Source organism: Gemmatimonadales bacterium (assembly GCA_030697825.1).
GTDB lineage: Bacteria > Gemmatimonadota > Gemmatimonadetes > Gemmatimonadales > JACORV01 > JACORV01.
This window is the reverse complement of the sequence record JAUYOW010000049.1, coordinates 57,528-79,431: the sequence shown is the minus strand read 5'-3', so window position 1 is coordinate 79,431 and position 21,904 is coordinate 57,528. Positions and strand designations below refer to the sequence as shown.

The following is a 21,904-nucleotide window of genomic DNA, read 5'->3' as shown; positions in this document are numbered from 1 at the left end:
TCGCCGATGGTCTGGCTCGTCATCTTCGTAGCGCTGATGATCCCGCTCACCGCGGTGGTCCTCGACTCGCCCGTAGTGCGGGCGTGGGTGGATCGCCGGCACGGGGGCGACGTGGACTCGCCCAACGTCGGCATCAGAGATCTGGCTGAGAAGGTCGGCGTGCTCGAGGCCGAGCTCGAGGTCGTGAACCGCCAGGTCGCCCAACTCCAGGAAGAACAGCAGTTCCTCCAGCGGCTGATCGAAGACCCGGCCAACCGGCAGGTCGTTCCGAAGTCCCTTCCCAAGCCCGGCTCGTAACAGTGGCGCGCTCGACGGGGCGCTCCGCGGCGCTCGTCGGCGCCGGCATCCTCCTCAGCCGGATCGCCGGTCTCGTCCGGCAGCGGGTCTTCTCCCACTTCCTGGGTCTCTCGGACGCCGCCGACGCACTGTCGGCGGCGTTCCGCATTCCCAACCTCCTCCAGAACCTCTTCGGTGAGGGCGTGCTATCCGCCTCCTTCATCCCGGTCTACGCACGGCTGGTGGGCCAGGGGAGGGACGAGGAGGCGGGGAAGGTGGCGGGCGCCGTGGCGGGCCTGCTCGGCTTCGTGGTGGCGCTCATCGTGCTCGCGGGCGTTGCCGCGACGCCGCTGGTGGTGGATCTGCTCGCTCCTGGGTTCACCGGCGACAAGCGGGTCCTCACGATCGTGCTGGTCAGGATCCTCTTCCCGGCTACGGGCGTCCTCGTCATGTCGGCGTGGTGCCTCGGCGTTCTCAACAGTCACGGGAAGTTCTTCCTGTCCTACGCGGCGCCGGTGGTGTGGAACGCGGTCATCATCGCCACCGCCATCGTCGCCGGACGCCGCGAGGGACAGCGCGACCTCGTCGTCATCATCGCCTGGGGCGCGGTCGCCGGCAGCTTCCTCCAGGTACTGGTGCAGCTCCCGTCCGTCGTCGGGCTGGTCCGCTCGCTCCGCCTCTCGGCCGACACCACGAGCCCGGAGGTGCGCACCGTCCTCTCCAACTTCGGTCCGGCGCTCATGGGACGCGGCGCCTATCAGATCAGCGCGTACGTGGACGGCGTGATCGCGAGCCTGCTCGGGACGGGCGCGGCGGCGGCCGTCGCCAACGCGCAACTGCTCTATACGCTGCCGGTGAGCATCTTCGGAATGTCGGTCTCCGCGGCCGAGCTGCCGGCGATGTCGGCGGCGCAGGGGAGCGACGAGGAGCGGAATGCCATCCTCCGGTCGCGGCTCGAGGCAGGCATCCACCGGCTGGCGTTCTTCATCGTCCCGTGTGCCGTGGCGTTCCTGGTCCTGGGTGACGTCGTGGCCGGCGCGGTGTTCCAGACCGGACAGTTCGGGCCGGCCGACAGCCGCTACGTGTGGGCGATCCTCGCGGGTTCCACCGTGGGACTCCTGGCTTCGACCATGAGCAGGCTGTCGTCGTCCACATTCTACGCGCTGGGCGACACCCGTACTCCGCTCCGATTCGCCGTCGTGCGTGTCGCGCTCACGACGGTCCTCGGATTCGCCTGCGCCGTGCCCCTGCCACGCGCACTCGGCATCGAGCTGCGCTGGGGCGCCGTAGGTCTCACGGCGACGGCCGGCTTCGCGGGATGGGTCGAGTTCCTGCTGCTCCGCAGGCGGCTCGCGGCTCGCATCGGAGCGGCGCGGTTCGAGCCGTGGTACATGGCGAAGCTCTGGCTCGCGGCGCTCGCGGCTGCCGCCGCGGCGTGGGGCATCCTGCGCGGCGTTGGTCCGCTGGGCCCGATCGCAGCCTCAGTCGCGGGGCTGGTGCCCTACGCCGCGGTGTATGGCGCCGCAACGCTGGCGCTCCGGATCCCCATCGCGCGGGCGCTCCTCGACCGGGGGCTCCGCCGTGCCTGACGAGTCGCTCCAGCGCTCACTGGCCGCGCTGCCCGACGCTCCAGGCGTCTACTTGTGGAAGGATGCCGAAGGGAACGTCATCTACGTCGGAAAGGCCAACAACCTTCGGACCCGCGCGCGCTGGTACTTCGGGGACGAGGCGGCGGGCAACCCTCGCCTCGCGCTCCTTCAGCGCCGTATCGCCGGCGTGGAGACCATAGTCGTGCCGAGCGAGGCTCAGGCGCTGCTCCTCGAGAACAACCTCATCAAGGAGCACCTCCCTCGGTTCAACGTGAACCTGCGCGACGACAAGCGGTACCCGTGGCTCGCCGTCACGGTGCAGGAGCCGTTCCCGCGTATCCTGGTGACCCGCGCCGCCGCGGACGACGGAGCGCGTTACTTCGGGCCGTACACCGACGTGGGCGCGCTCCGGCAGACGCTGCGCGTGGTCCGGCGTCTCTTCACGGTGCGCTCCTGCCACTACGACCTCCCGCGCGACGCGCCCGAACGGCCATGTCTCGACTACCACATCGGAAAGTGCCGGGCGCCGTGCGTCGGCCGGGAGAGCGCGGAGTCGTACCGCCGCATGGTGCAGGATGTACTCCTGTTCCTGGAGGGCAAAACGCTCGAAGTGCGCAACCGGCTCCGCGGGCGGATGCGGCGGGCTTCGGGGGCGATGGATTTCGAGCTGGCCGCGGAGCTTCGCGACGGGCTCAAGCGGCTCGACCAGATCGAGGAGCCGCCGACCGTCGAGCGCGTCGGCGGAGGCGACTGCGACGCGATCGCCCTCGCGCGGGACGAGGACGATGCTTGCGCGGTCGTGATGCGGGTCCGCGATGGCAAGGTGATCGGCCGGGAGCATACGTTCCTCGTCGGCGTCGACGGCGTGCCCGAGCCCGAGGTCCTGACGGCTTTCGTAGTGCGCTACTACCTGCCGAGGCCGCGTCGCGCGCGCAGCGTGCTGCTGCCGTGCCCGCCCGCCGACGAGGAGGCGCTCCGGGAGATGCTGGGCGACGCGCGGTTGGCCGTGCCTCAGCGGGGACTCGGCCGCCGTCTCGTTGACCTCGCCGAGCAGAACGCCATCCACCTCCTCGAAACGCTGCGCCTCGAGACCTTCGAGGGCGCCGAGCGCGCCGAGGACCCGGTCTACGCGCTGGGCCGGGATCTCGGACTCGCGGCAGTGCCGCGGAGCCTGGTCTGCGCGGACATCAGCACGGCGCAGGGCAGGGACACCGTCGGCTCCATCGTGTGGTTCGAGAACGGCCGCCCGAAGCGGAGCGAGTATCGCAGCTACAAGATCAAGTCGGTCGAGGGCCAGGACGACTTCGCCTCGATGGGGGAGATGGTGACGCGCTTCTTCACGCGACGCCTCGCCGAGGACAAGCCCCTGCCCGACCTCTTCGTGGTGGACGGCGGTCGCGGCCAGTTGAACGCCGCGCTCGCGGCGGCGCGCGGCGCTGCGGCCCCGCCGCTGCCCTTCGTGGGCCTGGCAAAGCGGGAGGAGGAGATCTATCTGCCCGACCGGCCCGATCCGCTGCGGCTGCCACGGCGGAGCCCCTCGCTTCGATTGCTCCAGCGCGCCCGCGACGAGGCGCATAGGGTGGCCGTCACCTTCAATCGGAAACGGGGGACGGCGCGCACCATCACATCGGCGCTGCTCGAGATTCCCGGCGTCGGCCCGACCCGGCGGCGCGCCCTGCTGGAGCGATTCGGTTCGCTCGAGGGCGTGAAGTCGGCGACGGTCGAAGAGCTGGCTACGGTGCCCGGCATTTCGGCGGTGATGGCCGAGCGGATCCTCCAGAATGTCCACCTCGGAGACTGACCCCATCACCCCATTACCTATCACCCATTACCCATAACGTGTCTCTCATGGACTGGTCACTCGAATGTTCAGGATGCCGGCGGGTGGTCGGCGCCGACGGCCTTCCCACGGTCTGCCCCGACTGCGGGTCGCCCTATCTAGTGCGGTACGCGCGACGCATTCCCGCCGCGGCGCGTGAGGCGCTGCCGGCGCGGGCGCGCACCATGTGGCGCTACCGGGAGTTCCTCCCGCTGGTCGGCGATGAGGCGCCGATCTCGCTCGGCGAAGGCGGGACACCGCTGCTGCGCGCCAGGAGGCTCGGCGGCGCCATCGGCATCGAGGACCTGTGGGTGAAAGACGAGGCCGTCAATCCGACCGGCTCGTTCAAGGCGCGCGGCCTCGCGGCGGCGATCACGCGGGCGGTACTGGCCGGGGTGACCAGGTTCGTTCTACCCACGGCTGGAAACGCCGGCGTCGCCGCGGCTGCCTACGGGGCGCGCGCGGGCGCCGCGGTAAAGGTGTACGCCCCACGCACGACACCCGCGCCACTCCTCGGGCAGATCGCCGCGTATGGGGCCGACCTCGAAACCATCGACGGTCACATCGGAGACTGCGGCAAACTGGCGCGGGCCCACGCGGCCCAAACGCAGGCCATGGATCTATCGACGCTGAGGGAACCCTACCGGATCGAGGGGAAGAAGACTCTCGGTCTGGAGATCGCTGAGCAGCTGGGATGGACACTGCCCGGAGCCATCATCTACCCGACCGGCGGCGGCACCGGCCTCATCGGCATGTGGAAGGTCTTCGGTGAGCTGCTAGACGCCGGCTGGGTGGAGGGGCCCATGCCCCGGCTCTTCTCCGTCCAGGCCACCGGCTGCGCCCCCGTGGTCACGGCGTTCGAGCGGGGGGATAACCAGTGCGAGCCTTGGCCGAACCCCGAAACGGTGGCGAGCGGGCTGCGGGTTCCGGATCCGCTTGGCGGGGCCCTGATGCTTCGAGCGCTCCGCGAGAGCAGGGGTGGGGCGGTCGCGGTGTCCGACGCCGCCCTAGTGGCCGCTGCGAACCGGCTTTCCACCCTCGAGGGGGTCGATGCGTGCCCGGAGGGCGGAGCGGCGGTCGCGGCGGCTCAAGTACTGGTTGAACGGGGTAAGATTGCACCGGATGAGCGAATCGTGGTGGTCAACACGGGCGCCGGTGTGCTTTACGGTAGGACTTCAAGTAACCTGTTGACGTAATGCGTTAACTTGTGGAGATTATTGCACTTCGGCGGCGCCGGTGAGAGCCGGACTACCGCCCTTGTTACGGACGTGAGGGGGAGATAACAAGGATGTTTTCGCGCATGCTTCGGCTCATGGTGCCAGCCTTGGCGCTCGGTCTCGTGGCAGGCCCGGCCGCGGCCCAACAGGCCGCGCCGCAGCCCCAATGCCGTTTGAACTATCGAAGCAATTTCCGGCTGAACGGAGCCCAGCAGTACCTGGATCAGGTGCAGCGCACCCGTTTCGAGGACGATCGCCAGCGGCACCTCGCCAACTCGATGCGGGTGCTGACGGAAGCAGCCCAGGCGGGCAACGCGGATCAGTTGACCCTCTGGTACTTCTTCGGCCAGACCTACCTCGCCAAGCACGACCTTCCCGGCGCCGACTCGTCGTTCCGCAAGGTCGAGGCACTGGGTGACGCGGACTGCCGGCGCGCCGTCGACCGGCTCCGACGCAACGAGTACGTGCCCATCCAGAACCTCGCGGTAGAGCAGATCCAGGGGCAGCACTACGACTCGGCGCTGGCGCTGCTCCGGCGTGCGCACGTCATCTATCGGTCGGAGCCCAACAGCTTCGCGAACATGGCCAGCATCTTCTCGCAGCAGGACGCCACGGACAGCGCGGTGGCCTACTACCGCAGGGCCGCGGCCGCCGGGGATGACCCGCGTCGCGACGGGCTGCGGACCACCTCGCTCTTCAACGCGGCGCGGCTTCTGCACCTGGCCAATCGGTTCGCGGCGGCGGACTCGGCGTATCGGGAATACCTGCGCCGGAAGCCACGTGACATGGAGGCGCTGACCAGCCTGGCGTCGGTGCTGTCGAGCCTCAGCCGGACCGAGGAGGCGGCCGCGATCTACGACTCGATCCTGGCCCACCCCGATTCGCTCGGCTCGTTCGAGCTGTTCGAGACCGGAGTGGCGCTTTTCCGGCAGAACCGGTATCAGATCGCGGCGCAGGCGTTCCAACTGGGGCTTCAGAAGAACCCGCTCCACCGCGATGCGCTCTTCAACCTGGCGAACACCTACGTCGCGGGGAACGACACGGCGCGGGCCCTGCCCGCGGCGAAACGGCTGGTCGCCGTGGATTCGATGAATCGCAGCTCGATTCGTCTCCTCGCGGCGGCGTATCAGAGGGTCGGCGCGGGGGCCCGCACCCAGGACTCGATCCTGCGCGCGCGGCGCGATACCTCCGCCGCCAGGTTCCGCCGCATCTACAATGCCTACGCGGACTCGACGCTGCGTCAGCTGCAGCGCCAGGATTCGTTGCCGTGGGAGATCTCGGTGCAGCGCTTCGAGCCGCGCGACAGCACCGCGACGCTCCGGGGCGTCATCCAGAACCTCCAGTCCCGCCAGCAGCGCGCGTTCGTGTTCGTCCTGGAGTTCGTGGACAGCACCGGCGCGGTGATCGCGCACGAGAACGTCGAGATCCCCGATCTCTCTGCGCTGGGGCAGCCGGGGAACCAGTATGATTTCAACATCATCGCAAGCGGGCGGGGCATCCTCGCCTACCGGTACAGGACCAATTGACGATGCTTGACACGGGGCGGAGCGGTCCTACATTCCGCCTCGCACGCGGGCGTAATTCAGCGGTAGAATGCCAGCTTCCCAAGCTGGACGTCGTGGGTTCGACTCCCATCGCCCGCTCCTCGACGCCGGGGGCCGGCCCTTCAGGGGCCGACCCCCGCGCGCGCTAGCGGTGGTCCTGCCGTGCTGCGCGTTTCATCCGTCGCTCCAGACTCGCTGGCGTCCGAGCTCGGTCTCGGGCCGGGCGACGAGCTGCTGGCCATCAACGGCCGCGAGCTGGTGGACTTCCTCGACTGGGAGTTCCTAGCCGCCGACGAGGCCTTCCTGCTCCGCACCCGCTCGGCGGCCGGTGAGGAGATAGAGTTCGACATCGAGCGCCCCGAAGGGCTTCCCCTCGGCGTCACGCTCGAACCGCCCAAGATCCGCCGTTGCGCCAACCGCTGCGACTTCTGCTTCGTGGACGGCAACCCCGAGAGTGCGCGCAAGACGCTCTTCGTCCGCGACGACGACTACCGCCTCTCGTTCCGGCACGGGAACTTCGCGACGCTGTCGAACCTGAGGGACAAGGACGTGCGGCGAATCATGGAGTACCGGCTCTCGCCGCTGTACGTGTCGGTGCATTCCACCGACGCCGAGGTCAGGCGGCTGCTGCTGCGCAATCCGAAGGCTCCCGCCATCCTCGAGCAGCTCGCGATGTTCGCCGCGGGCGGCATCCAGTTCCATGCCCAGATCGTGCTGGTCCCCGGCGCCAACGACGGGCCGGTGCTCGAGCGATCGCTTCGAGATCTCTACGCGATGGGCGATGCCATCCTCACGGTGTCCATCGTGCCGGTCGCGCTGACGGCGTTCTCGAGGAACGGGCTGGTGCGGAGCCCCGCCGAGGCAGAGGGCCGGGCCGCCATAGAAGTGTTGCGTAGCTGGGAGAGGAAGGGGAGAGGGGAGAGGGGAGAGGGATGGGTGTATGGCTCGGACGAGCTGTACATGCTCGCCGGGATGCCGTTCCCGCCCGCCGAGTCCTACGACGGATTCCCGCAGGTGGAGAACGGGGTCGGGGCCGTGCGCTATCTGGAGGGACTCATCGCGGCGGAAACCGGCGCGCTGCCGGACCTGACCGGGCAGCGCGTGCTGGTGTGCACCGGCGCGGCGATGGGCACCCTCATGCCGTCCATCCTTCCTGCGCTCGAGCAGGCGACGGGTGCGAAGTTCGAGCTCGCCGTGCTGGAGAACACCTACTTCGGCCCTACGGTCTCGACGGCGGGATTGCTGGGGGGCGAGGATTTCCGCCGCGCGCTCGCGGGCCGGGTCGATTGCGCCCTGGCCTTGCTGCCGGCGGAGTCCGTGAACGAGGACGGATTGTTCGTGGACGATGTCCCTCTCGATGCGATAGCCGGCACGGCCCCGATGCCGGTGCTGCTCTCGTACCACTTCACGGATGCCTTGGCGGGAGTGCCGGCACGATGAGAGCCGCAACGGTCGCCGTCATCGGCCGCCCCAACGTCGGGAAGTCCACGCTGTTCAATCGGCTCGTGGGCGGGCGCACGGCCATCGTGGATGACCGTCCCGGCTCGACCCGCGACCGCCACTTCGGCAAGGCTGAGTGGAACGGCCGCGGCTTCTGGCTGGTGGACACCGGCGGGCTGCTCCCCTCCTCCGACGAGCCGATGGACGCGGCCATACGCGACCAGGTCGGGCTCGCGGTGGACTCCGCCGACGTCGTCCTCTTCCTGGTGGACGTGGAGACCGGCCCCACGCCGGGTGATCAGGAGATCGCCGAGTACGTGCGTTCTCGCGGCAAGCCGGTGGTCCTGGTCGTGAACAAGGCGGACGAGCTGGCCGGCGAGCAGCGGCACCTGGGGTTCTACGAGCTGGGGATCGGTGATCCGTTCCCCGTGTCGGCCGCGACGGGGAAGGGAACGGGTGACCTCCTCGACATCATCGTCGAGGCGCTGCCGCCGGCGCCGCCGCCCGCGGCGGAGGACGAGATCGCCGTCGCCGTCATCGGGCGCCCCAACGTCGGGAAGTCGAGCCTCGTGAACCGTCTGCTCGGCGAGGAGCGGCTCATCGTCGCCGACCAGCCGGGAACTACGCGCGACGCCATCGACACGCCGATGCGCTACAACGGGCGCGTCCTCAACTTCGTGGACACCGCCGGTCTCAGGCGTCGCGGCAAGATCGACGAGGCGGTCGAGTTCTACGCCCTGCTGCGGGCCCAGCGCGCCATCGAGCGCGCCGACGTCTGCGTCATCGTGGTGGATGCGTCGAGCGGGCTCCACACGATGGACATCAAGATCGCCGCGCAGGCGTGGGAGGCGGGGACCGGGCTGGTCTTCGCCGTGAACAAGTGGGACCTCGTCGAGAAGGACCAGAACACCGCCGATGCCGGCCGCAAGGTCGCGACCGAACGGGCGCCGTTCCTCGACGACGTGCCGTTCATCTACCTCTCGGCCCTGACGGGCATGCGGGCGCAGAAGGTGCTGGAAGCCGTAGTGCAGGCCGCCGACGCGCGCCGCCAGCGGATCCAGACCGCCGAGGTCAACCGCGTGCTGCGCGAGCTGGTCGCCCGGCGGCAGCCGCCGCAGGCGGGCGGCTCCGAGGTGAAGCTCTTGTACGGCTCGCAGATAGGAACCGAGCCTCCGACGTTCGCGATCGTGAGCAGCCGCCCGGACGAGATCCCGGACCAGTATCGCCGTTTCATCCTCAACGGTTTCCGGGAGCACTTCGGCTTCCTCGGCGCGCCGATCCGCCTACGCTTCACCGGCCGCCGGCGCTCGAGAGCGCACGGATGATAGCGGTCTGGCTCCTGCTCGCGTACCTCGCGGGTTCGATTCCGACCTCGTTGGTCGTGGCGAAGCTCGCGGGAGGTGTGGACCTGCGCGAGTTCGGCAGCAGGAACCTCGGCGCGACGAACCTCTACCGCCTGCTCGGGTGGAAGGCGGCCGTGCCGGTAGGGTTCTTCGACGTCGCGAAGGGAACGGTGCCGGTCCTCCTCGCGGGGCGCGCGGCCGGCGGAGCGGAGTGGTGGCCGTACGCGATCGGCGTAGCCGCGGTACTGGGGCACGTCTTCTCCCCGTTCGTCCGGTTCAAGGGAGGGAAGGGAGTCGCAACGGCGGCGGGCGTTTTCCTCGCGCTCGCGCCCGGCTCGCTGGGCGTCGGCGCGCTGGTCTGGGCAGGCGTCGTGTACCTCAGCGGCTACGTCTCCCTCGGCTCGATGATCGCAGCCATGGCCTTCGCCGCCAGCGTGCCACTGCTCTATCCGGGCAGGTCTGAGCTGCTCTGGGGATCCATCGCTGTCTGCGTCTTCGTCGTCTACACGCACCGCGCCAACATCGGGCGCCTGCGCTCCGGGACCGAGGCGCGTTTCGGGCGCCGCAAGGCCGCATCGCAATGACACGCATCGCGGTCGTGGGCGCGGGCAGCTGGGGGACCGCGCTTGCCGACACGCTCGCCGCCAACGGCGGGCAGGTGACCGTCTGGGCGTACGAGCCCGAGGTCGCCGACGAGATCAACCGCCGGCACCGCAACGACCTGTTCCTTCCCGAGGCGCCGCTCCATGCGGCGCTCCGTGCGACCACCGACCTCGCGTCGGCCGTGCGTGACGCCGAGACGGTCATATCCGCGGCGCCGTCGCACGCGGTGCGCAGCGTGATGACGGAGGCCGCGAACAGCCTGACGCCGGGGACGCTCGTGATCAGCGTTTCGAAGGGGCTCGAGTCGAAGGGCCTGATGCGCATGACGGAAGTGCTGGGCGAAGTGCTTCCCGCCGGCACGCCGGTGGCTGCCCTCTCCGGCCCGACCTTCGCGCGCGAGGTCTACGAACGGCAGCCTACCGCGGCGGCCGTGGCGGGCACCTCGGCCGAGGCGGCGGTGCGAGCGCAGCGCGTTTTGAGCGCACCGCACTTCCGCATCTACACCAACGACGACGTGGTCGGTGTGGAGCTGGGGGGCGCACTCAAGAACGTGGTCGCCATCGCGGCGGGGATCCTCGAAGGTCTCGGCCTCGGGAACAACGCCCGCGCCGCCCTGGTCACCCGAGGGCTGGCCGAGATCACCCGCCTGGGCGTGGCGATGGGCGCGCGCCCGATGACCTTCGCGGGCCTCGCCGGACTGGGCGACCTGGTCCTCACGGCGACCGGACTGCTCTCGCGCAACCGGAGCCTGGGAGTCGAGCTGGGGAAGGGAAGGACGCTCGAAGAGATCCTGGCGAAGCGCCTCTCGGTGGCCGAGGGGGTCGGTACCGCGCGGGCCGCCGTAGCGCTCGGCGAACGGGTGGGAGTCGAGTTGCCGATCGCGCGCGAGGTCTCGCACGTGCTCTTCGACGGCAAGCCGCCGAAGCTGGCGATCAGCGACCTGATGGAGCGCGCCCCTAAGAGCGAGACCTGGGGCTAGGGGATGGCGGCCGGCCCTGTTCCCGTGCAGGAGTTCTTCTCGATCGGAGAGGTCTGCACTCTCACCGACCTCAAGCCGCACGTGCTGCGTTACTGGGAGAGCCAGTTCCGGTTCCTCAATCCGGCCAAGAACCGGTCCGGCAACCGCGTTTACCAGCGGCGCGAGATCGAGCTGATCATGCTCGTCAAGCACCTGCTGTACACCGAGAAGTACACGATCGAAGGGGCGCGCCAGCGCATCGAGCACTTCCGCCGCACCGGCGAGCTCAAGCCGGTGGCGCACGAGGCACTCGCGGCGGAGATGGTCCGCGACCTGAAAGCGGAGCTGGAGAACGTGCTTCGCATCCTCAACGGTGAGAAGCCGGCGCCGCGCGCCGAGCCGCCGAGTGAGTAGCTCCGTGGCGGTGGTGATCCCGGCCTACCGCGCCGCGCGGACGCTCGCTCAGGTGGTGGCCGACGCCCGGCGAGCGGCTCCGGAGGCCGCGGTGCTCGTCGTGGACGACGGCTCGGACGACGCGACCGCCGGCGTGGCGCGCGCTGCCGGGGCGGAAGTCCTGTGTCACCCCGCCAACCTGGGCAAGGGACGCGCGCTCGCTACCGGACTGGAAGGAGCGCTCGCGAGGGGCGCGAAGGAGATCGTCACGTGCGATGCCGACGGCCAGCACCCTCCCGCGTCGATCCCCGCGCTACTGGCCCCGGTACGCGCGGGCGAGGCAGACCTGGTGGTCGGGGCACGGCGCCGTGATCCCCGGCTGATGCCGGCGGGCCGCCGGGCCACCAACTGGCTCTCCAGCACGCTGCTGTCCCGCGCCGTCGGCAGCAGCGTGCCGGACTCGCAGTCCGGCTTCCGCGCCATGAGTGCCGCGGTGGCGCGCGACGTGCGGCCCGACGGCCGGCGCTACGAGTACGAGACCGAGTTCCTGTTCCTCGCCGCGGCGCGGGGTTTCCGCATTGCCGCCATCGGAGTCCCGACGGTGTACGACGGCGCCCCGAGCCACTTCCGCTACGGCTCCGACTCGGTGGCGCTCGCCGCCGTGTTCCTCCGCCACTGGCGCAGCATCCTGGCAGGGCCACCCCCGACATGAGAATCCTCTGCACCAACGACGACGGCATCCAGGCGCGCGGGTTGGAGATCTCGAGCGAGATCTGCGCCGGCCTGGGCGAAGTGGTGTGCGTAGCCCCCGACCGGGAGCAGAGCGCCACCAGCCATTCGCTCACGCTCTTCAAGCCGCTCAGGCCCACGCTGCGCGGCCCCAACCGCTGGCAGGTGGACGGCACCCCGACCGACTGCGTTCTCCTCGCGCTCGGCGCGCTGATCGGCGAGCGGCCTGACTTTGTCGTTTCGGGGATAAACCACGGCCCCAACATGGGGGAGGATGTCCTCTATTCGGGTACGGTCGCCGCCGCGATGGAAGGACTTTCGCTCGGGATCCCCGGCGTCGCGCTGTCGCTGGCCGGCAGTGACCTCGACCTGCTCCCCGCGTACCATGAGCGAGTCGGAGCGCTGCTCCGGAGCATCTTCGCCGTGACGCCGTTCCCCCGGGACACGTTGCTCAACGTCAACCTTCCTCCCATCCCCTCCGACCAGGTGAAGGGCGTGAGGGTGACGACGCTCGGCAGCCGCGTGTACTCCGAATCCCTCACGAAGATGAAGGACCCGTGGGGCCGCGAGATCTACTGGATCGGCGGCGGCCACCTCAACTGGACCGGCGGAGCGAACTCGGACTTTCAGGCGATCCACGACGGCCACGTCTCAGTGACGCCGCTGCACCTCGACCTCACCAGCTATTCGCACCTGGAGTCCGTCCGGTCCTGGAAACTGGGAGGGTAGAGGTGCCCCGCGATTCTTACGCCGGCTATCGGGCGCAACTCGTGGAAGCTGTGAGGAAGACGGGCGTCCGAGATCTTTCCGTCCTGCGCGCCATCGGGGAAGTCCCGCGCCACGTTTTCGTCCCGCCGGCGATGCTGAGGCAGGCGTACCAGGACACCTCGCTCCCCATCGGCAACGGCCAGACCATCAGCCAGCCGTCCACCCAGGCACGGGCGCTGGAGGCGCTGAAGCTTACCGGGCGCGAGAAGGTCCTCGAGGTGGGCACGGGCTCCGGCTACCAGACCGCGTTGCTCGCGCTGGTGGCGGGGCAGGTCTTCTCGATCGAGCGCGTGGCGAGCCTGGCGGCACGGGCTCGGGCGGCACTCGCCGCTGCCGGCGTGAGCAACGTCTCCCTGCTCGTAGGCGACGGGACGCTGGGCTGGCGCGCGTACGCGCCGTACGACGCGATGGTGGTGGCCGCGGCGTCGCCTGAGGTGCCGGCCCCGCTCCTGGAGCAGCTCGGTCCCGGAGGGCGGATGCTGCTCCCGCTCGGTGATCGAGCGAACCAGGTGCTGACCCTGGTGACCGTCGGCGCGAATGGAACGCCGGTCGCGACCCCCCTCACCGACGCCCGGTTCGTCCCCCTGCTCGGCAGGCACGGCTTCGATGCTTGAACAGTTCAGCTTGTGGCTCGTGGACACGATCGGCAGGCTGGGCTACGGAGGAATCGTCGTCCTCATGGCCATGGAGTCGTCGGTGCTGCCGGTCCCGTCCGAGTTGGTGATGCCTCCCGCCGGCTACCTGGCATTCAAGGGAGAAATGAACCTCTGGCTGGCGCTCCTTTCTGGTACAGTTGGAAGCGTGATCGGCGCGTACGCCAACTACTGGGTGTCGAGTCGGCTCGGCCGATGGGTGTTCGTGCGATACGGGAGGTGGGTGTTGCTGAGCGAGCGGTCGCTGGAGCGCACCGAGCGGTTCTTCGCGCGCCACGGCGAGATCGCCACGTTCGTTGGGCGCCTGTTCCCGGTCATCAGGCACCTCATCTCCATTCCGGCGGGCCTCGCCCGCATGCGGCTCGACCGGTTCTTCGCCTATACGTCGGCCGGAGCGGCGATCTGGTGCCTGGTCCTTCTGGCAGTCGGCTGGGTCATTGGGAAGGCGGGAAGCGGTCTCACCAGCGAGCTGCGCCGGGAGCTGTTCCGGGACTATGCTCACCGGGCGATCCTCCTGATGGTGCCGCTAACAGTGGTCGTGGTGGTCGCATATGTTGTTTGGCACCGGACACGGCGGGGCGGGGATGGACCGGCGCCGGACAGCGGAGGGACGGGTGGCGGAGGGCGCTGAGCCGGTAGGCCGCCGCTGGGTGATCGAGGGCAGGGTCCAGGGCGTCGGCTTCCGATGGTACGTTCTCGATCAGGCCCAGGCGCTGGGAGTTCGAGGTTGGGTCAGGAACACCGAGGACGGAGCGGTGGAGGTGGTGGGACTGGCTTCCTCCAAATCCCTGAGCCAGCTTGACGCGATCTTGGCGAAGGGACCCCCTGGTGCCCGGATCACGGGAATCATCCGGGACGAAGTTCCACATCAGTCTGTGGAGTCCAAGTCGTTTAAGATCAAGCACTAAGGACACCTCGTTCACACACTGTGAGAAGACTTCATGTCGGAAACTCTGTACGGCTTGATTCGCGACGTCCCCGACTTCCCCAAGGCTGGCATCCTCTTCAGGGACATCACGCCCCTGCTGCTCGAAAGCCGTGCGCTCGATGAGGCGGTCTGCTTGCTGACGGCACCCCTCCGAGCCCTGAACGTGAATCGCGTGGTGGCAATCGAGTCCCGAGGGTTCATCCTCGGTTCGCCCGTAGCACTGGCACTGGGCGCGGGGCTCGTGCTGGTTCGGAAGCCAGGCAAGCTCCCATCCGGCACCCACCGGATAGACTACGACCTCGAGTACGGCCAGGACGCACTGGAAATGCACTCGGACTCGCTTGCCCCGGGAGATCGTGTCGCGGTGGTCGATGACGTACTGGCGACGGGAGGAACGGCTGCAGCAGCTGCCCAGCTCGTGTCCATGGGAGGCGCGACTATCGCGGCGTTCAGCTTTCTCATCGAGCTGGCGGACCTCGGGGGAAGGGGAAGGCTGGGCGGGACGCCGGTGCACTCCGTCCTTCGATACCCTCGGCCGTAGGAAGCCGCGACAGGCGCCTTGAGAAAGGGGCATCTCGTAGCGACGTTTAAAGGCTACGCCCCTGTAGCTCAGCTTGGATAGAGCAGCGGTTTCCTAAACCGTTGGCCGGGTGTTCGAGTCACCCCAGGGGCATGGCAGGGCATCCGGACTTCTCATGGCGATCGAAGGGTGACGATGACGGCACCGGTGACTGGTTCGACGGTATCTGTGGCCCAGCAGGATTGGGAGGCTTGGGCCAAGGAGAACGCGCGGAAGCTGGCGATCGGCGCCGGACTGGTGGCCGCGATCGGCGGCGGCAGCTGGCTGTACGTCGTCTCCTCACAGCGCAAGGAAGCGTTTGCGTCGCAGGCGCTGACGAGCGCCCGATCCAGCGCCGAATCGGGGAACCTGCCGCTCGCCGCACGGGATCTCGCGGGAGTCGTCCAGAGGTTCGGGGGCACCAGGGCGGCCGACGAGGCGTTCATCCTGCTCAACCAGATCCGGCTCCTTCAGGGTCAACGAGACAGTGCGGTGGCCGCGCTTCAGGAGTTCGTGGGTGCCCGCCATCCGGATTACATGAAGGCGTCGGCGTACGGGTTGTTGGGTGGAGGCCTGGAGGACGAAAACAAGCCAAGGGAGGCGGGGGAGGCTTACCGCCAAGCTGCTGCGGCCGCACCGCTCGACTTCCTCAAGGCCCAGTACCTGATCGACGCCGGCCGGGCTTTGGCCGTCGCCGGTGACACCGCCGGAGCGCGCACCGCCCTCGCCGAGGTGTTGGAGAAGTACGCCGAGCTCGACCAGGCCGCGGAAGCCCGGGTGCGGATGGCCGAGATTGGCGGAACGGTCCCGCCGCCGCCCAAGACTCGTCGCGGACAGGGTCTTCGGCCGAGGGCCGGCTGACCGGGATCACACCCGCCAAGTGCTCTAAAAGCGACGCCGGCCCAGGCGCCTGAACGAGGAGCCGGGCAGTGTTTTCGCACCTTCCGTGCACCTATCCGCCACTTCGTATAAGATATGTTATGTTAAATTGCAGTGTTGAAAGAGGTGGAAAACAGCAAACCTACGGCTAAGCCTTTGTAGGACCGCCGGTTGGAATGTCGCCAACGATGCCGCGGAAGACCAGTCGCCCCTCGCCGCGGAGCCGTATCGACGTGGCTCCACGCTTGTTAAGCTCCCAAGTCACTTCTAGCGGCATGCCGCTCCGGGTCCAGATCCTCACCGGCGGCTTGGCGAGTCCCTGCTCCTCCAGTGCCAAGGCGCACGCTACGGCCCCCGTGCCGCAGGACAGCGTCTCGCCCTCGACGCCGCGCTCGAAGGTCCTCATACGGAAGGACCCGTCCCCCGCCGGCGCGACCCAGTTGACGTTGGCGCCTCCGGGACCGAGAACCGGGTGGTGCCGGAGCGGCGGGCCACGGGTTTCCAGCGGAATCTGGTTCACGTCGTCCACGAAGAGAATCAGGTGCGGTACCGACGGGTTGCAGGCCATTGGGGTCCGCTCCCCTTCGGCTGTGGGCACTGTGACGGGCCGGGGCATCTCGCAATCGGGGAAGAAGATCTCGGACTCCCCTCCAATCACTCGGCCACGGTGCGTTCCTACCGGCGTGACGAAGCGTACGTCGTCGGTCGTGGGAGCCAGCTCGATGGTCGTGGCCAGGCGAACGGCGCAAAGGGCCCCGTTCCCGCACATCGGGCCCGGCGACCCGTCGCTGTTCCAGAAGTGGAACGCGAAGTGGACGCCCGCCGGAGCCCCCGGGTCCAGCAGGATCACGCCGTCGGCGCCGACTCCGTGCCGGCGGTCGCAGAGCGCGCGGATGGTCGGGGCCGTCAGCTCCGCGAGGTAGGCATACCGTCCGTCGAACATCACAAAGTCGTTGCCGGAGCCTGACATCTTGTAGAAGACGGTGCCAGGTCTCATACCCGCCCCGCCAGAGCCCACCATCGAAGCCGCCACACCATCCAGACCGCCTCCCAGATGATGCCGCGGGACATCTTGCTGTGGCCGAGGCTTCGGTCGGTGAACAGGATGGTGATCTCCTTCAGGCGGAACCCTTTCCGCCAGGCCCGGAACGACATCTCGATCTGGAATGAATAGCCGTTGGAGCGGACGCGGTCGAGGTCCACTGCCTCGAGCACCCGCCTGCGGTAGCACTTGAAGCCGCCCGTCGAGTCCCAGAGCTTCAGCCCCGTCACCCAGCGCGCGTACACGTTGGCGAAGTACGAGAGGAGCAGTCGCGTCATCGGCCAGTTCACGACGGTGACGCGCTTGTCGAGGTACCGCGACCCTATCACCAGGTCTGCATCGCTGATTTCGGCGAGGAAGATGGGCAGGTGTTTCGGGTCGTGGGAGAAGTCCGCGTCCATCTCGAACACGTAGTCGAACCCGCGCTCGATGGCCCACCGGAACCCGGTCACGTAAGCCGTGCCGAGGCCCTGCTTCCCGCCGCGGTGCAGCACGTGCACCCGCGGCTCGGCCGAAGCCAGCGCGTCGGCCAGCTCGCCGGTACCGTCGGGCGAGTTGTCGTCCACGACCAGCACCTCGATTCGCGGGTCCTGCTCGAGGATCTGCGGCACCAGCTTGGGGAGGTTCTGGTGCTCGTTGTAGGTCGGGATGATGACGAGCGCGCGCTCAGACGGCACGACGCCTCCTGAGGAGCAGCGGCAGCCCTATCCACCCGAGGATCCCGGCCAGCGAGGCGGACGTCATGAGCGCACCCTGGCGATAGCGGTCGCGAGACACCTCCAGGCGAATCTCCCTCGCCCCTCGCGCGACCGGCACGCTGATGAACGTGTAATCTCCCCGCAGCACGATGGCGGGCCTGCCGTCCACCGTGGCTTGCCAGTCGGGATACCAATTCTCGCTCACCAGCAGATACGCGTCCGACTCCGCGGGGTGCTCGAGCGTGATCGTCATGGCGCCGGGATGCCACGAGGTCACTTCGGCGCGATTGGCGATCGCGGGCGGCAGCGAGTCTATTCGCGGCACCTCGACGGGTGCGTCGTCGGGCAGTAGCAGAACTCGATCCGGGTCGAGGCGAGGATCCAGGAGCGTGGGGACAATCCGGTCGTCGGGCAGCTTGGCGGCCGCTGGGACGAGCCGCGCGTATCGCGGCACGGTGTCCCTCTCGTACAAGTATATCTGCTGGCCTCGAGCCGTGACCGCCGGTGCGCCCCCGAAGACAGAGTGGAACCCGGGGATGCTGATCGTATCCGGCAGGATGACGAAGCGGACCGCGAGCAGCGACCAGAGGGTGCGACTGGGCGCGGCGAAGTCGGAGGCGGCCGGTCCGCGCGGATCGTGCGGGTACAGGTTCTGCCAGACGTTCTTGCCGCCGAGCAAGTTGTCGTAGGCGTCGAGCTCGTTGCCGTGGTGGCCGAGAACGTTGGATACGCCCTTCGCCATCAGGTACGCGGTGGGATAGATGCCGGGGTCGAGCACGCGGAAGGGCGCGGGCGTCTGCTTGAGACGCAACGTCACCGCGTCATCGGCATACAGCTCGGTCACGCGCGGCGAGTACTCGAAGAAACGGCGGTCGTTGATGAAGAGGTCGAGCCCGACGGCTAGCGCCAGAGCGAGCGCGAGGCCGAAGCCGCGCAGCTTGCCGCGCAGCTTGCCGCGCAGCGCGGCGAGCGCGATGCCGGCAGTCGCCGCGGCGAACACCGCCGATCTCACGGCGCTGAAGGTGATCGCGCCGGCGTTCTGCCGGGCGAGGTCCACCTTCTGGGGATCCGCCCAACCGGCGGCCATGCCGCCCAGCGCGCCGCTCACGCCGAGGAGGAGCAGCGCCCCGGCCCCGACGAGCCAGCCGTAGAGGGTCCTAACACCCTCGCCCCGCTCCAGGCGCTCGACGCCCATCGCGGCGACCATAGCGACGATGAACGCGGGGATGAAGAACGCCATGCCGGCTGCGCGCGTGACCTTCACACCGGGGACCAGCGCGTACCAGAGCCGGTAGAACGGCGTGTGACCGCCAAGGCTCACCAGCAGGAACAGGAGCAAAGCGCCGCCCGCGAACCAGAGGAGCCGGCGCCGTTCCTTGTTCCCGATGCCGACGGCGGCCAGGACCAGCGTCGCGGCGCCGAGGTACTCCGAGTGGTACTTCACCGCGTTTTCGCCCCAGTACCTGCGCAGGATGCCGGTGAAGTCGGGCACCAGCCAGTCCACGATGTTCGCGGGCGGCATGGACCACGATGTCGCGTACGCCCAACCCTGCGCGCCGGCGCTGCGCGCGGCATACGGCATATATTGGATGAACGGCCACAGCTGGATCATCGCGGCGCCGAAGCCCAGCACCACGGCGCCCAGGGCGAGTCCCAACGCCAGCCAGCGCTTCCCCCCTTCCGGCCTGTCCTCGCTCCAGAAGGCGAGGTACAGGGTGAAGAGGCCGGCGAAGACGAGCGTGTACTGCATCATCTGGATGTGTGGACTGATGATCCCCATGCCCACGGCGAGCGCGAGGATGCCGTAGCCTTCCATCCGCTGTCTTCTCACTCCTACGACGAGCCCCAGCAGGACGAGCGGCATCCACGCCGACACGAAGAGCTTGCCGTCGTGCCCCGGATGGACCAGCGTGGCCACTACGCCGGTGAGCTGGTACGCGAGTCCGCCGACTAGCGAGCCGGTCCAGCTGATCTCGAGCGCGCGGAAGAACAGGTAGGCGAAGAAACCGGCCAGCACGAGGTGTACGGCGAAGCCGAGGTTCATCACGATATCGATTGGCAGGAATAGGCGGAGCCACGCGGTGGGATAGAAAATGTCGCCGTGCATCGCGCCGACGAACGGCAGCCCGCCGAACATGTAGGGATTCCAGAGCGGGACCTCTCCGGTGCGGCGCCACTCGTTGGCGCCGAACCACCGGAACGGGACGCCGGTCCAGATCTGGTCGCTGTCGGGGCCGACCAGGAACTTCCCTGAGAGCATGGGCAGGCAGAGCACCAGGACCCAGGCCGTGAGGAATGCCAGGGCGATCAGGGTCGCGTGGCGCGGCGTGAACGTATCGGCGCCGGGCGGTAGCGGCTTACGTGCCATCGGGGCTTCGCGTGGTGAGAGGTAGAGTGATGAGCGCGGCCAGCAGCTCCGCCGCGGTCATGAGGAGCCGCGAGCCGATCGTGACGACTACCGCCCCGGCCGGTCCCAGCGGTCCCGTCAGCCAGAACAAGAGGGCGCCCTCGCGGATGCCGAGTCCACCGGGCGTCATGACGGCAATAAGACCGAGGACGTAGCTCCCGGTGAATACACCGATCGCGGTCCGGAGGTCGAGGGCCGCGCGTCCGAGCAGCGCGGCGGTGCAGAGGTAGAGCGCGAGGCCGTATGCCAGCCAGGCGAGCGTGGTGACGGCGGCCGAGAGGAGCAGGGCCCCCTTCCCCACGGGCCGCAGCTCGAACGGGCGGCCGAGCGCGGCGCTGAGCCATCTGGAGAAGATGGCGGTCATCCGTTCCCAGGTGAGCGTGAGTGCGGCCAGCAGGGCGATGACGCCGCTCGCCGCCACCCACATCGGATGCTCCGCCTGTGGCGCGGCGAGGCCGGTCACCATCGCCCCGGTCGCTATCGCCAGGAGTTGGACGATGATAGCGGAGCCCACGGCCGCCCACGGCGTGATGCCAGCCTTCTGTGCCAGCGCCGCCATGCCGGCGATCTGCCAGACGCGGCCGGGCACGTAGCGGGCGAGGTTCGACAGGCACCAGATGCGAGCCGCGACCGGATACCGAAGTCGCTCGCCCCAGCCCACGAGCACCGCGCGCCAGGCGCCGATGAGCAGAGCGTAGGTGGCGAGGATGATGCCCGCCGCGGCCGCGAGCGCGCCGAGGTCGAAGTGGACCACGGAACCGGAATCGCGGATCTCCGCCCAATTGTGCGCCACCGACTTCACGACGAACCAGGCGACCGCCGCGACGAGCGCCCACTGGACCACCAGCCAGAGCCGTCGCATCACTCGGCGACCTTTACGGCGCCCGCGCTGCCGCGCCGACCGCCCCGTGCCCGCAGGTACACTTCTTCGAAGCCCTCCGCCACGCGCGCCGGGGAGAGCCGATCGGCCAGCGCCCGTCCCGCGGCCTTGGCGCCGGCCAGAAAGCGGTCGTCGGTGGCGAGCGTCTTGATGGCGGCCGCGAGGGCCGTCGGATCGGACGGCGGGACCAGCAACCCGGCTTCGGGATCGGTGAGGAGGTCCGGGATCCCCCCCGAGCGCGTGGCCACGACCGGTACGCCGAGGGTGAGCGCCTCGGCGACGACGAGGCCCAGCCCCTCGTTGACCGACGGCAGCACCAGCAGTCTCTTGCCCGCGACCTGTCCGGCGACGTGTTCCGGCGCCACGAAGCCGGTGAAGACGACCGGGACGCCGAGCGCCAGTGCCTGCGCCTTGAGGGCCGCGCGCTCGGGTCCGTCGCCGACTACGGTGAGGTAGAGCGGAAGGCCGCCCTTCTTCAGGATCGCCAGCGCGTCCAGGAGATCGTGAACGCATTTCTGCCGGGTGAGCCGCCCGACGAAAACGACGCCGCTCGGCACCTGTGCCTGGTTCATGGCAGGAAGCGCTGGGAGCAATGGCATCGGGGTGACGGCGATCGACTCGCGAGGCTTGCCCGAAGCCGCGGCGGCCTCATCCGCGAGGTACGACGACACGGCGGTTACGGCCGCGGCACGGCGGAGGACCGCGCCCATGGCACGCCGTGCGCCGGGGACCTTCCGCGCCAGCGCCACGTCGGTCCCGTGCATCGTGACGACGAGCGGCCTGCCGCGACGGTCGGACAGGCTCGCCGCGAGCCCACCGGGCACCCACCAGTGCGCATGCACCAGGTTGACGTCGCCGCCGCGGCATTCGTCCGTGACCGCGCGGCTCAACGCGCGCACCATTCGCAGGAATGCCAGCGCAGCGAGCGGCGAGGCGCCGCTCAGGCGGTGCATCGTTCCCTGATAGGCCAGTATCTCGCGCGCCGGCGACGCATAGCGCACTCGGCGCACGTCCACGCGGCCCAGCACCGGCGGCCCGATCTCGCCCCGGTCGGCAGGCGCGATCACCAGCACCCGGTGCCCGCGGTCCACCAGCGCCTCCGCGAATCGCCACAGGAACGCGCCCGCGACGTCGGTCTCGCTACGCGGGAACGAATGCGCCACCATCACCAGCCGCATG

The 21,904-nt window shown here is 69.0% G+C and carries 21 protein-coding genes and 2 tRNA genes; 18 read left to right on the top strand and 5 right to left on the bottom strand.

Annotation, left to right across the window (positions count from 1 at the left end; all coding sequences use genetic code 11):
* The first annotated feature begins 6 nt into the window (after positions 1-6).
* The 18 genes from Q8Q85_02380 (at position 7) to Q8Q85_02295 (ending at position 15,680) form a co-directional block, all read left to right on the top strand.
* Positions 7-297 carry a hypothetical protein gene (locus Q8Q85_02380; protein ID MDP3773092.1) on the top strand — a complete coding sequence of 97 codons (291 nt, stop codon included), beginning with the start codon at positions 7-9 and terminating at the stop codon, positions 295-297.
* A 2-nt stretch (positions 298-299) separates the two neighbouring features.
* On the top strand, positions 300-1,865 hold the full coding sequence (murJ, locus tag Q8Q85_02375) for a murein biosynthesis integral membrane protein MurJ (GenBank protein ID MDP3773091.1): 1,566 nt from the start codon (positions 300-302) through the stop codon (positions 1,863-1,865).
* Positions 1,858-3,666, top strand: coding sequence for an excinuclease ABC subunit UvrC (uvrC, locus tag Q8Q85_02370; protein ID MDP3773090.1), 1,809 nt, complete (start codon positions 1,858-1,860; stop codon positions 3,664-3,666). Before murJ ends, uvrC begins: the two co-directional genes overlap by 8 nt.
* 47 nt (positions 3,667-3,713) lie before the next feature.
* Positions 3,714-4,880: a threonine synthase gene (locus tag Q8Q85_02365; protein ID MDP3773089.1), complete on the top strand. Its 1,167-nt coding sequence runs from the start codon at positions 3,714-3,716 to the stop codon at positions 4,878-4,880.
* A gap of 104 nt (positions 4,881-4,984) precedes the next feature.
* Positions 4,985-6,427: a tetratricopeptide repeat protein gene (locus tag Q8Q85_02360; protein ID MDP3773088.1), complete on the top strand. Its 1,443-nt coding sequence runs from the start codon at positions 4,985-4,987 to the stop codon at positions 6,425-6,427.
* Between the two features lie 45 nt (positions 6,428-6,472).
* Positions 6,473-6,544 (top strand) — tRNA-Gly (locus tag Q8Q85_02355).
* A gap of 63 nt (positions 6,545-6,607) precedes the next feature.
* Complete coding sequence (locus Q8Q85_02350) at positions 6,608-7,885, top strand: DUF512 domain-containing protein (GenBank protein MDP3773087.1); 1,278 nt, start codon at positions 6,608-6,610, stop codon at positions 7,883-7,885.
* Positions 7,882-9,210 (top strand): ribosome biogenesis GTPase Der, encoded by a 1,329-nt coding sequence (gene der / locus Q8Q85_02345; protein ID MDP3773086.1) that lies wholly within the window; start codon positions 7,882-7,884, stop codon positions 9,208-9,210. Before Q8Q85_02350 ends, der begins: the two co-directional genes overlap by 4 nt.
* A complete protein-coding gene (plsY, locus tag Q8Q85_02340; GenBank protein MDP3773085.1) occupies positions 9,207-9,812 on the top strand; it encodes a glycerol-3-phosphate 1-O-acyltransferase PlsY in 606 nt (201 codons plus the stop codon). Before der ends, plsY begins: the two co-directional genes overlap by 4 nt.
* Complete coding sequence (locus tag Q8Q85_02335; protein ID MDP3773084.1) at positions 9,809-10,810, top strand: NAD(P)H-dependent glycerol-3-phosphate dehydrogenase; 1,002 nt, start codon at positions 9,809-9,811, stop codon at positions 10,808-10,810. The genes plsY and Q8Q85_02335 overlap by 4 nt, the downstream gene beginning before the upstream one ends.
* A 3-nt stretch (positions 10,811-10,813) precedes the next feature.
* Positions 10,814-11,203, top strand: a complete 390-nt coding sequence (locus tag Q8Q85_02330) for a MerR family transcriptional regulator (GenBank protein MDP3773083.1) — start codon at positions 10,814-10,816, stop codon at positions 11,201-11,203.
* Entirely contained in the window at positions 11,196-11,894 is a 699-nt protein-coding gene (locus tag Q8Q85_02325; GenBank protein MDP3773082.1) for a glycosyltransferase family 2 protein, read from the top strand. The genes Q8Q85_02330 and Q8Q85_02325 overlap by 8 nt, the downstream gene beginning before the upstream one ends.
* Positions 11,891-12,640, top strand: coding sequence for a 5'/3'-nucleotidase SurE (surE, locus tag Q8Q85_02320; GenBank protein ID MDP3773081.1), 750 nt, complete (start codon positions 11,891-11,893; stop codon positions 12,638-12,640). Before Q8Q85_02325 ends, surE begins: the two co-directional genes overlap by 4 nt.
* A gap of 2 nt (positions 12,641-12,642) precedes the next feature.
* Positions 12,643-13,293, top strand: coding sequence for a protein-L-isoaspartate(D-aspartate) O-methyltransferase (locus Q8Q85_02315; GenBank protein MDP3773080.1), 651 nt, complete (start codon positions 12,643-12,645; stop codon positions 13,291-13,293).
* A complete protein-coding gene (locus Q8Q85_02310) occupies positions 13,286-13,963 on the top strand; it encodes a DedA family protein (GenBank protein MDP3773079.1) in 678 nt (225 codons plus the stop codon). The genes Q8Q85_02315 and Q8Q85_02310 overlap by 8 nt, the downstream gene beginning before the upstream one ends.
* Before the next feature lie 310 nt (positions 13,964-14,273).
* Positions 14,274-14,801 carry an adenine phosphoribosyltransferase gene (locus Q8Q85_02305; protein ID MDP3773078.1) on the top strand — a complete coding sequence of 176 codons (528 nt, stop codon included), beginning with the start codon at positions 14,274-14,276 and terminating at the stop codon, positions 14,799-14,801.
* Between the two features lie 57 nt (positions 14,802-14,858).
* Positions 14,859-14,933: transfer RNA gene (locus Q8Q85_02300), tRNA-Arg, on the top strand.
* A 42-nt stretch (positions 14,934-14,975) separates the two neighbouring features.
* Positions 14,976-15,680, top strand: a complete 705-nt coding sequence (locus Q8Q85_02295) for a hypothetical protein (protein ID MDP3773077.1) — start codon at positions 14,976-14,978, stop codon at positions 15,678-15,680.
* A gap of 166 nt (positions 15,681-15,846) precedes the next feature.
* Here the strand turns inward: Q8Q85_02295 and dapF are convergent, their stop codons facing one another.
* Genes dapF through Q8Q85_02270 form a run of 5 tightly spaced genes read right to left on the bottom strand, consistent with a single transcriptional unit; the run spans position 15,847 to position 21,903 of the window.
* Positions 15,847-16,695, bottom strand: coding sequence for a diaminopimelate epimerase (gene dapF, locus Q8Q85_02290; GenBank protein ID MDP3773076.1), 849 nt, complete (start codon positions 16,693-16,695; stop codon positions 15,847-15,849).
* Positions 16,692-17,417, bottom strand: coding sequence for a polyprenol monophosphomannose synthase (locus Q8Q85_02285; GenBank protein MDP3773075.1), 726 nt, complete (start codon positions 17,415-17,417; stop codon positions 16,692-16,694). Before Q8Q85_02285 ends, dapF begins: the two co-directional genes overlap by 4 nt.
* The gene (locus tag Q8Q85_02280; GenBank protein MDP3773074.1) at positions 17,407-19,806 is read right to left on the bottom strand and encodes a hypothetical protein; all 2,400 of its coding nucleotides are present in this window, start codon (positions 19,804-19,806) and stop codon (positions 17,407-17,409) included. The genes Q8Q85_02285 and Q8Q85_02280 overlap by 11 nt, the downstream gene beginning before the upstream one ends.
* Positions 19,796-20,710: a lysylphosphatidylglycerol synthase domain-containing protein gene (locus Q8Q85_02275; protein MDP3773073.1), complete on the bottom strand. Its 915-nt coding sequence runs from the start codon at positions 20,708-20,710 to the stop codon at positions 19,796-19,798. Before Q8Q85_02275 ends, Q8Q85_02280 begins: the two co-directional genes overlap by 11 nt.
* The gene (locus tag Q8Q85_02270) at positions 20,707-21,903 is read right to left on the bottom strand and encodes a glycosyltransferase (protein ID MDP3773072.1); all 1,197 of its coding nucleotides are present in this window, start codon (positions 21,901-21,903) and stop codon (positions 20,707-20,709) included. The genes Q8Q85_02275 and Q8Q85_02270 overlap by 4 nt, the downstream gene beginning before the upstream one ends.
* Position 21,904 lies beyond the last annotated feature (1 nt).

Bases quoted from the DNA above. Each gene is read 5' to 3' on its own strand.
- Q8Q85_02365 (MDP3773089.1), top strand. From the start codon at position 3,714: ATGGACTGGTCACTCGAATGTTCAGGATGCCGGCGGGTGGTCGGCGCC.
- Q8Q85_02305 (MDP3773078.1), top strand. From the start codon at position 14,274: ATGTCGGAAACTCTGTACGGCTTGATTCGCGACGTCCCCGACTTCCCC.
- surE (MDP3773081.1), top strand. From the start codon at position 11,891: ATGAGAATCCTCTGCACCAACGACGACGGCATCCAGGCGCGCGGGTTG.
- Q8Q85_02360 (MDP3773088.1), top strand. From the start codon at position 4,985: ATGCTTCGGCTCATGGTGCCAGCCTTGGCGCTCGGTCTCGTGGCAGGC.
- Q8Q85_02295 (MDP3773077.1), top strand. From the start codon at position 14,976: ATGACGGCACCGGTGACTGGTTCGACGGTATCTGTGGCCCAGCAGGAT.
- Q8Q85_02280 (MDP3773074.1), bottom strand. From the start codon at position 19,806: ATGGCACGTAAGCCGCTACCGCCCGGCGCCGATACGTTCACGCCGCGC.
- Q8Q85_02330 (MDP3773083.1), top strand. From the start codon at position 10,814: ATGGCGGCCGGCCCTGTTCCCGTGCAGGAGTTCTTCTCGATCGGAGAG.
- der (MDP3773086.1), top strand. From the start codon at position 7,882: ATGAGAGCCGCAACGGTCGCCGTCATCGGCCGCCCCAACGTCGGGAAG.
- Q8Q85_02270 (MDP3773072.1), bottom strand. From the start codon at position 21,903: ATGCGGCTGGTGATGGTGGCGCATTCGTTCCCGCGTAGCGAGACCGAC.
- dapF (MDP3773076.1), bottom strand. From the start codon at position 16,695: ATGAGACCTGGCACCGTCTTCTACAAGATGTCAGGCTCCGGCAACGAC.
- Q8Q85_02335 (MDP3773084.1), top strand. From the start codon at position 9,809: ATGACACGCATCGCGGTCGTGGGCGCGGGCAGCTGGGGGACCGCGCTT.
- Q8Q85_02310 (MDP3773079.1), top strand. From the start codon at position 13,286: ATGCTTGAACAGTTCAGCTTGTGGCTCGTGGACACGATCGGCAGGCTG.
- Q8Q85_02380 (MDP3773092.1), top strand. From the start codon at position 7: ATGGTCTGGCTCGTCATCTTCGTAGCGCTGATGATCCCGCTCACCGCG.
- plsY (MDP3773085.1), top strand. From the start codon at position 9,207: ATGATAGCGGTCTGGCTCCTGCTCGCGTACCTCGCGGGTTCGATTCCG.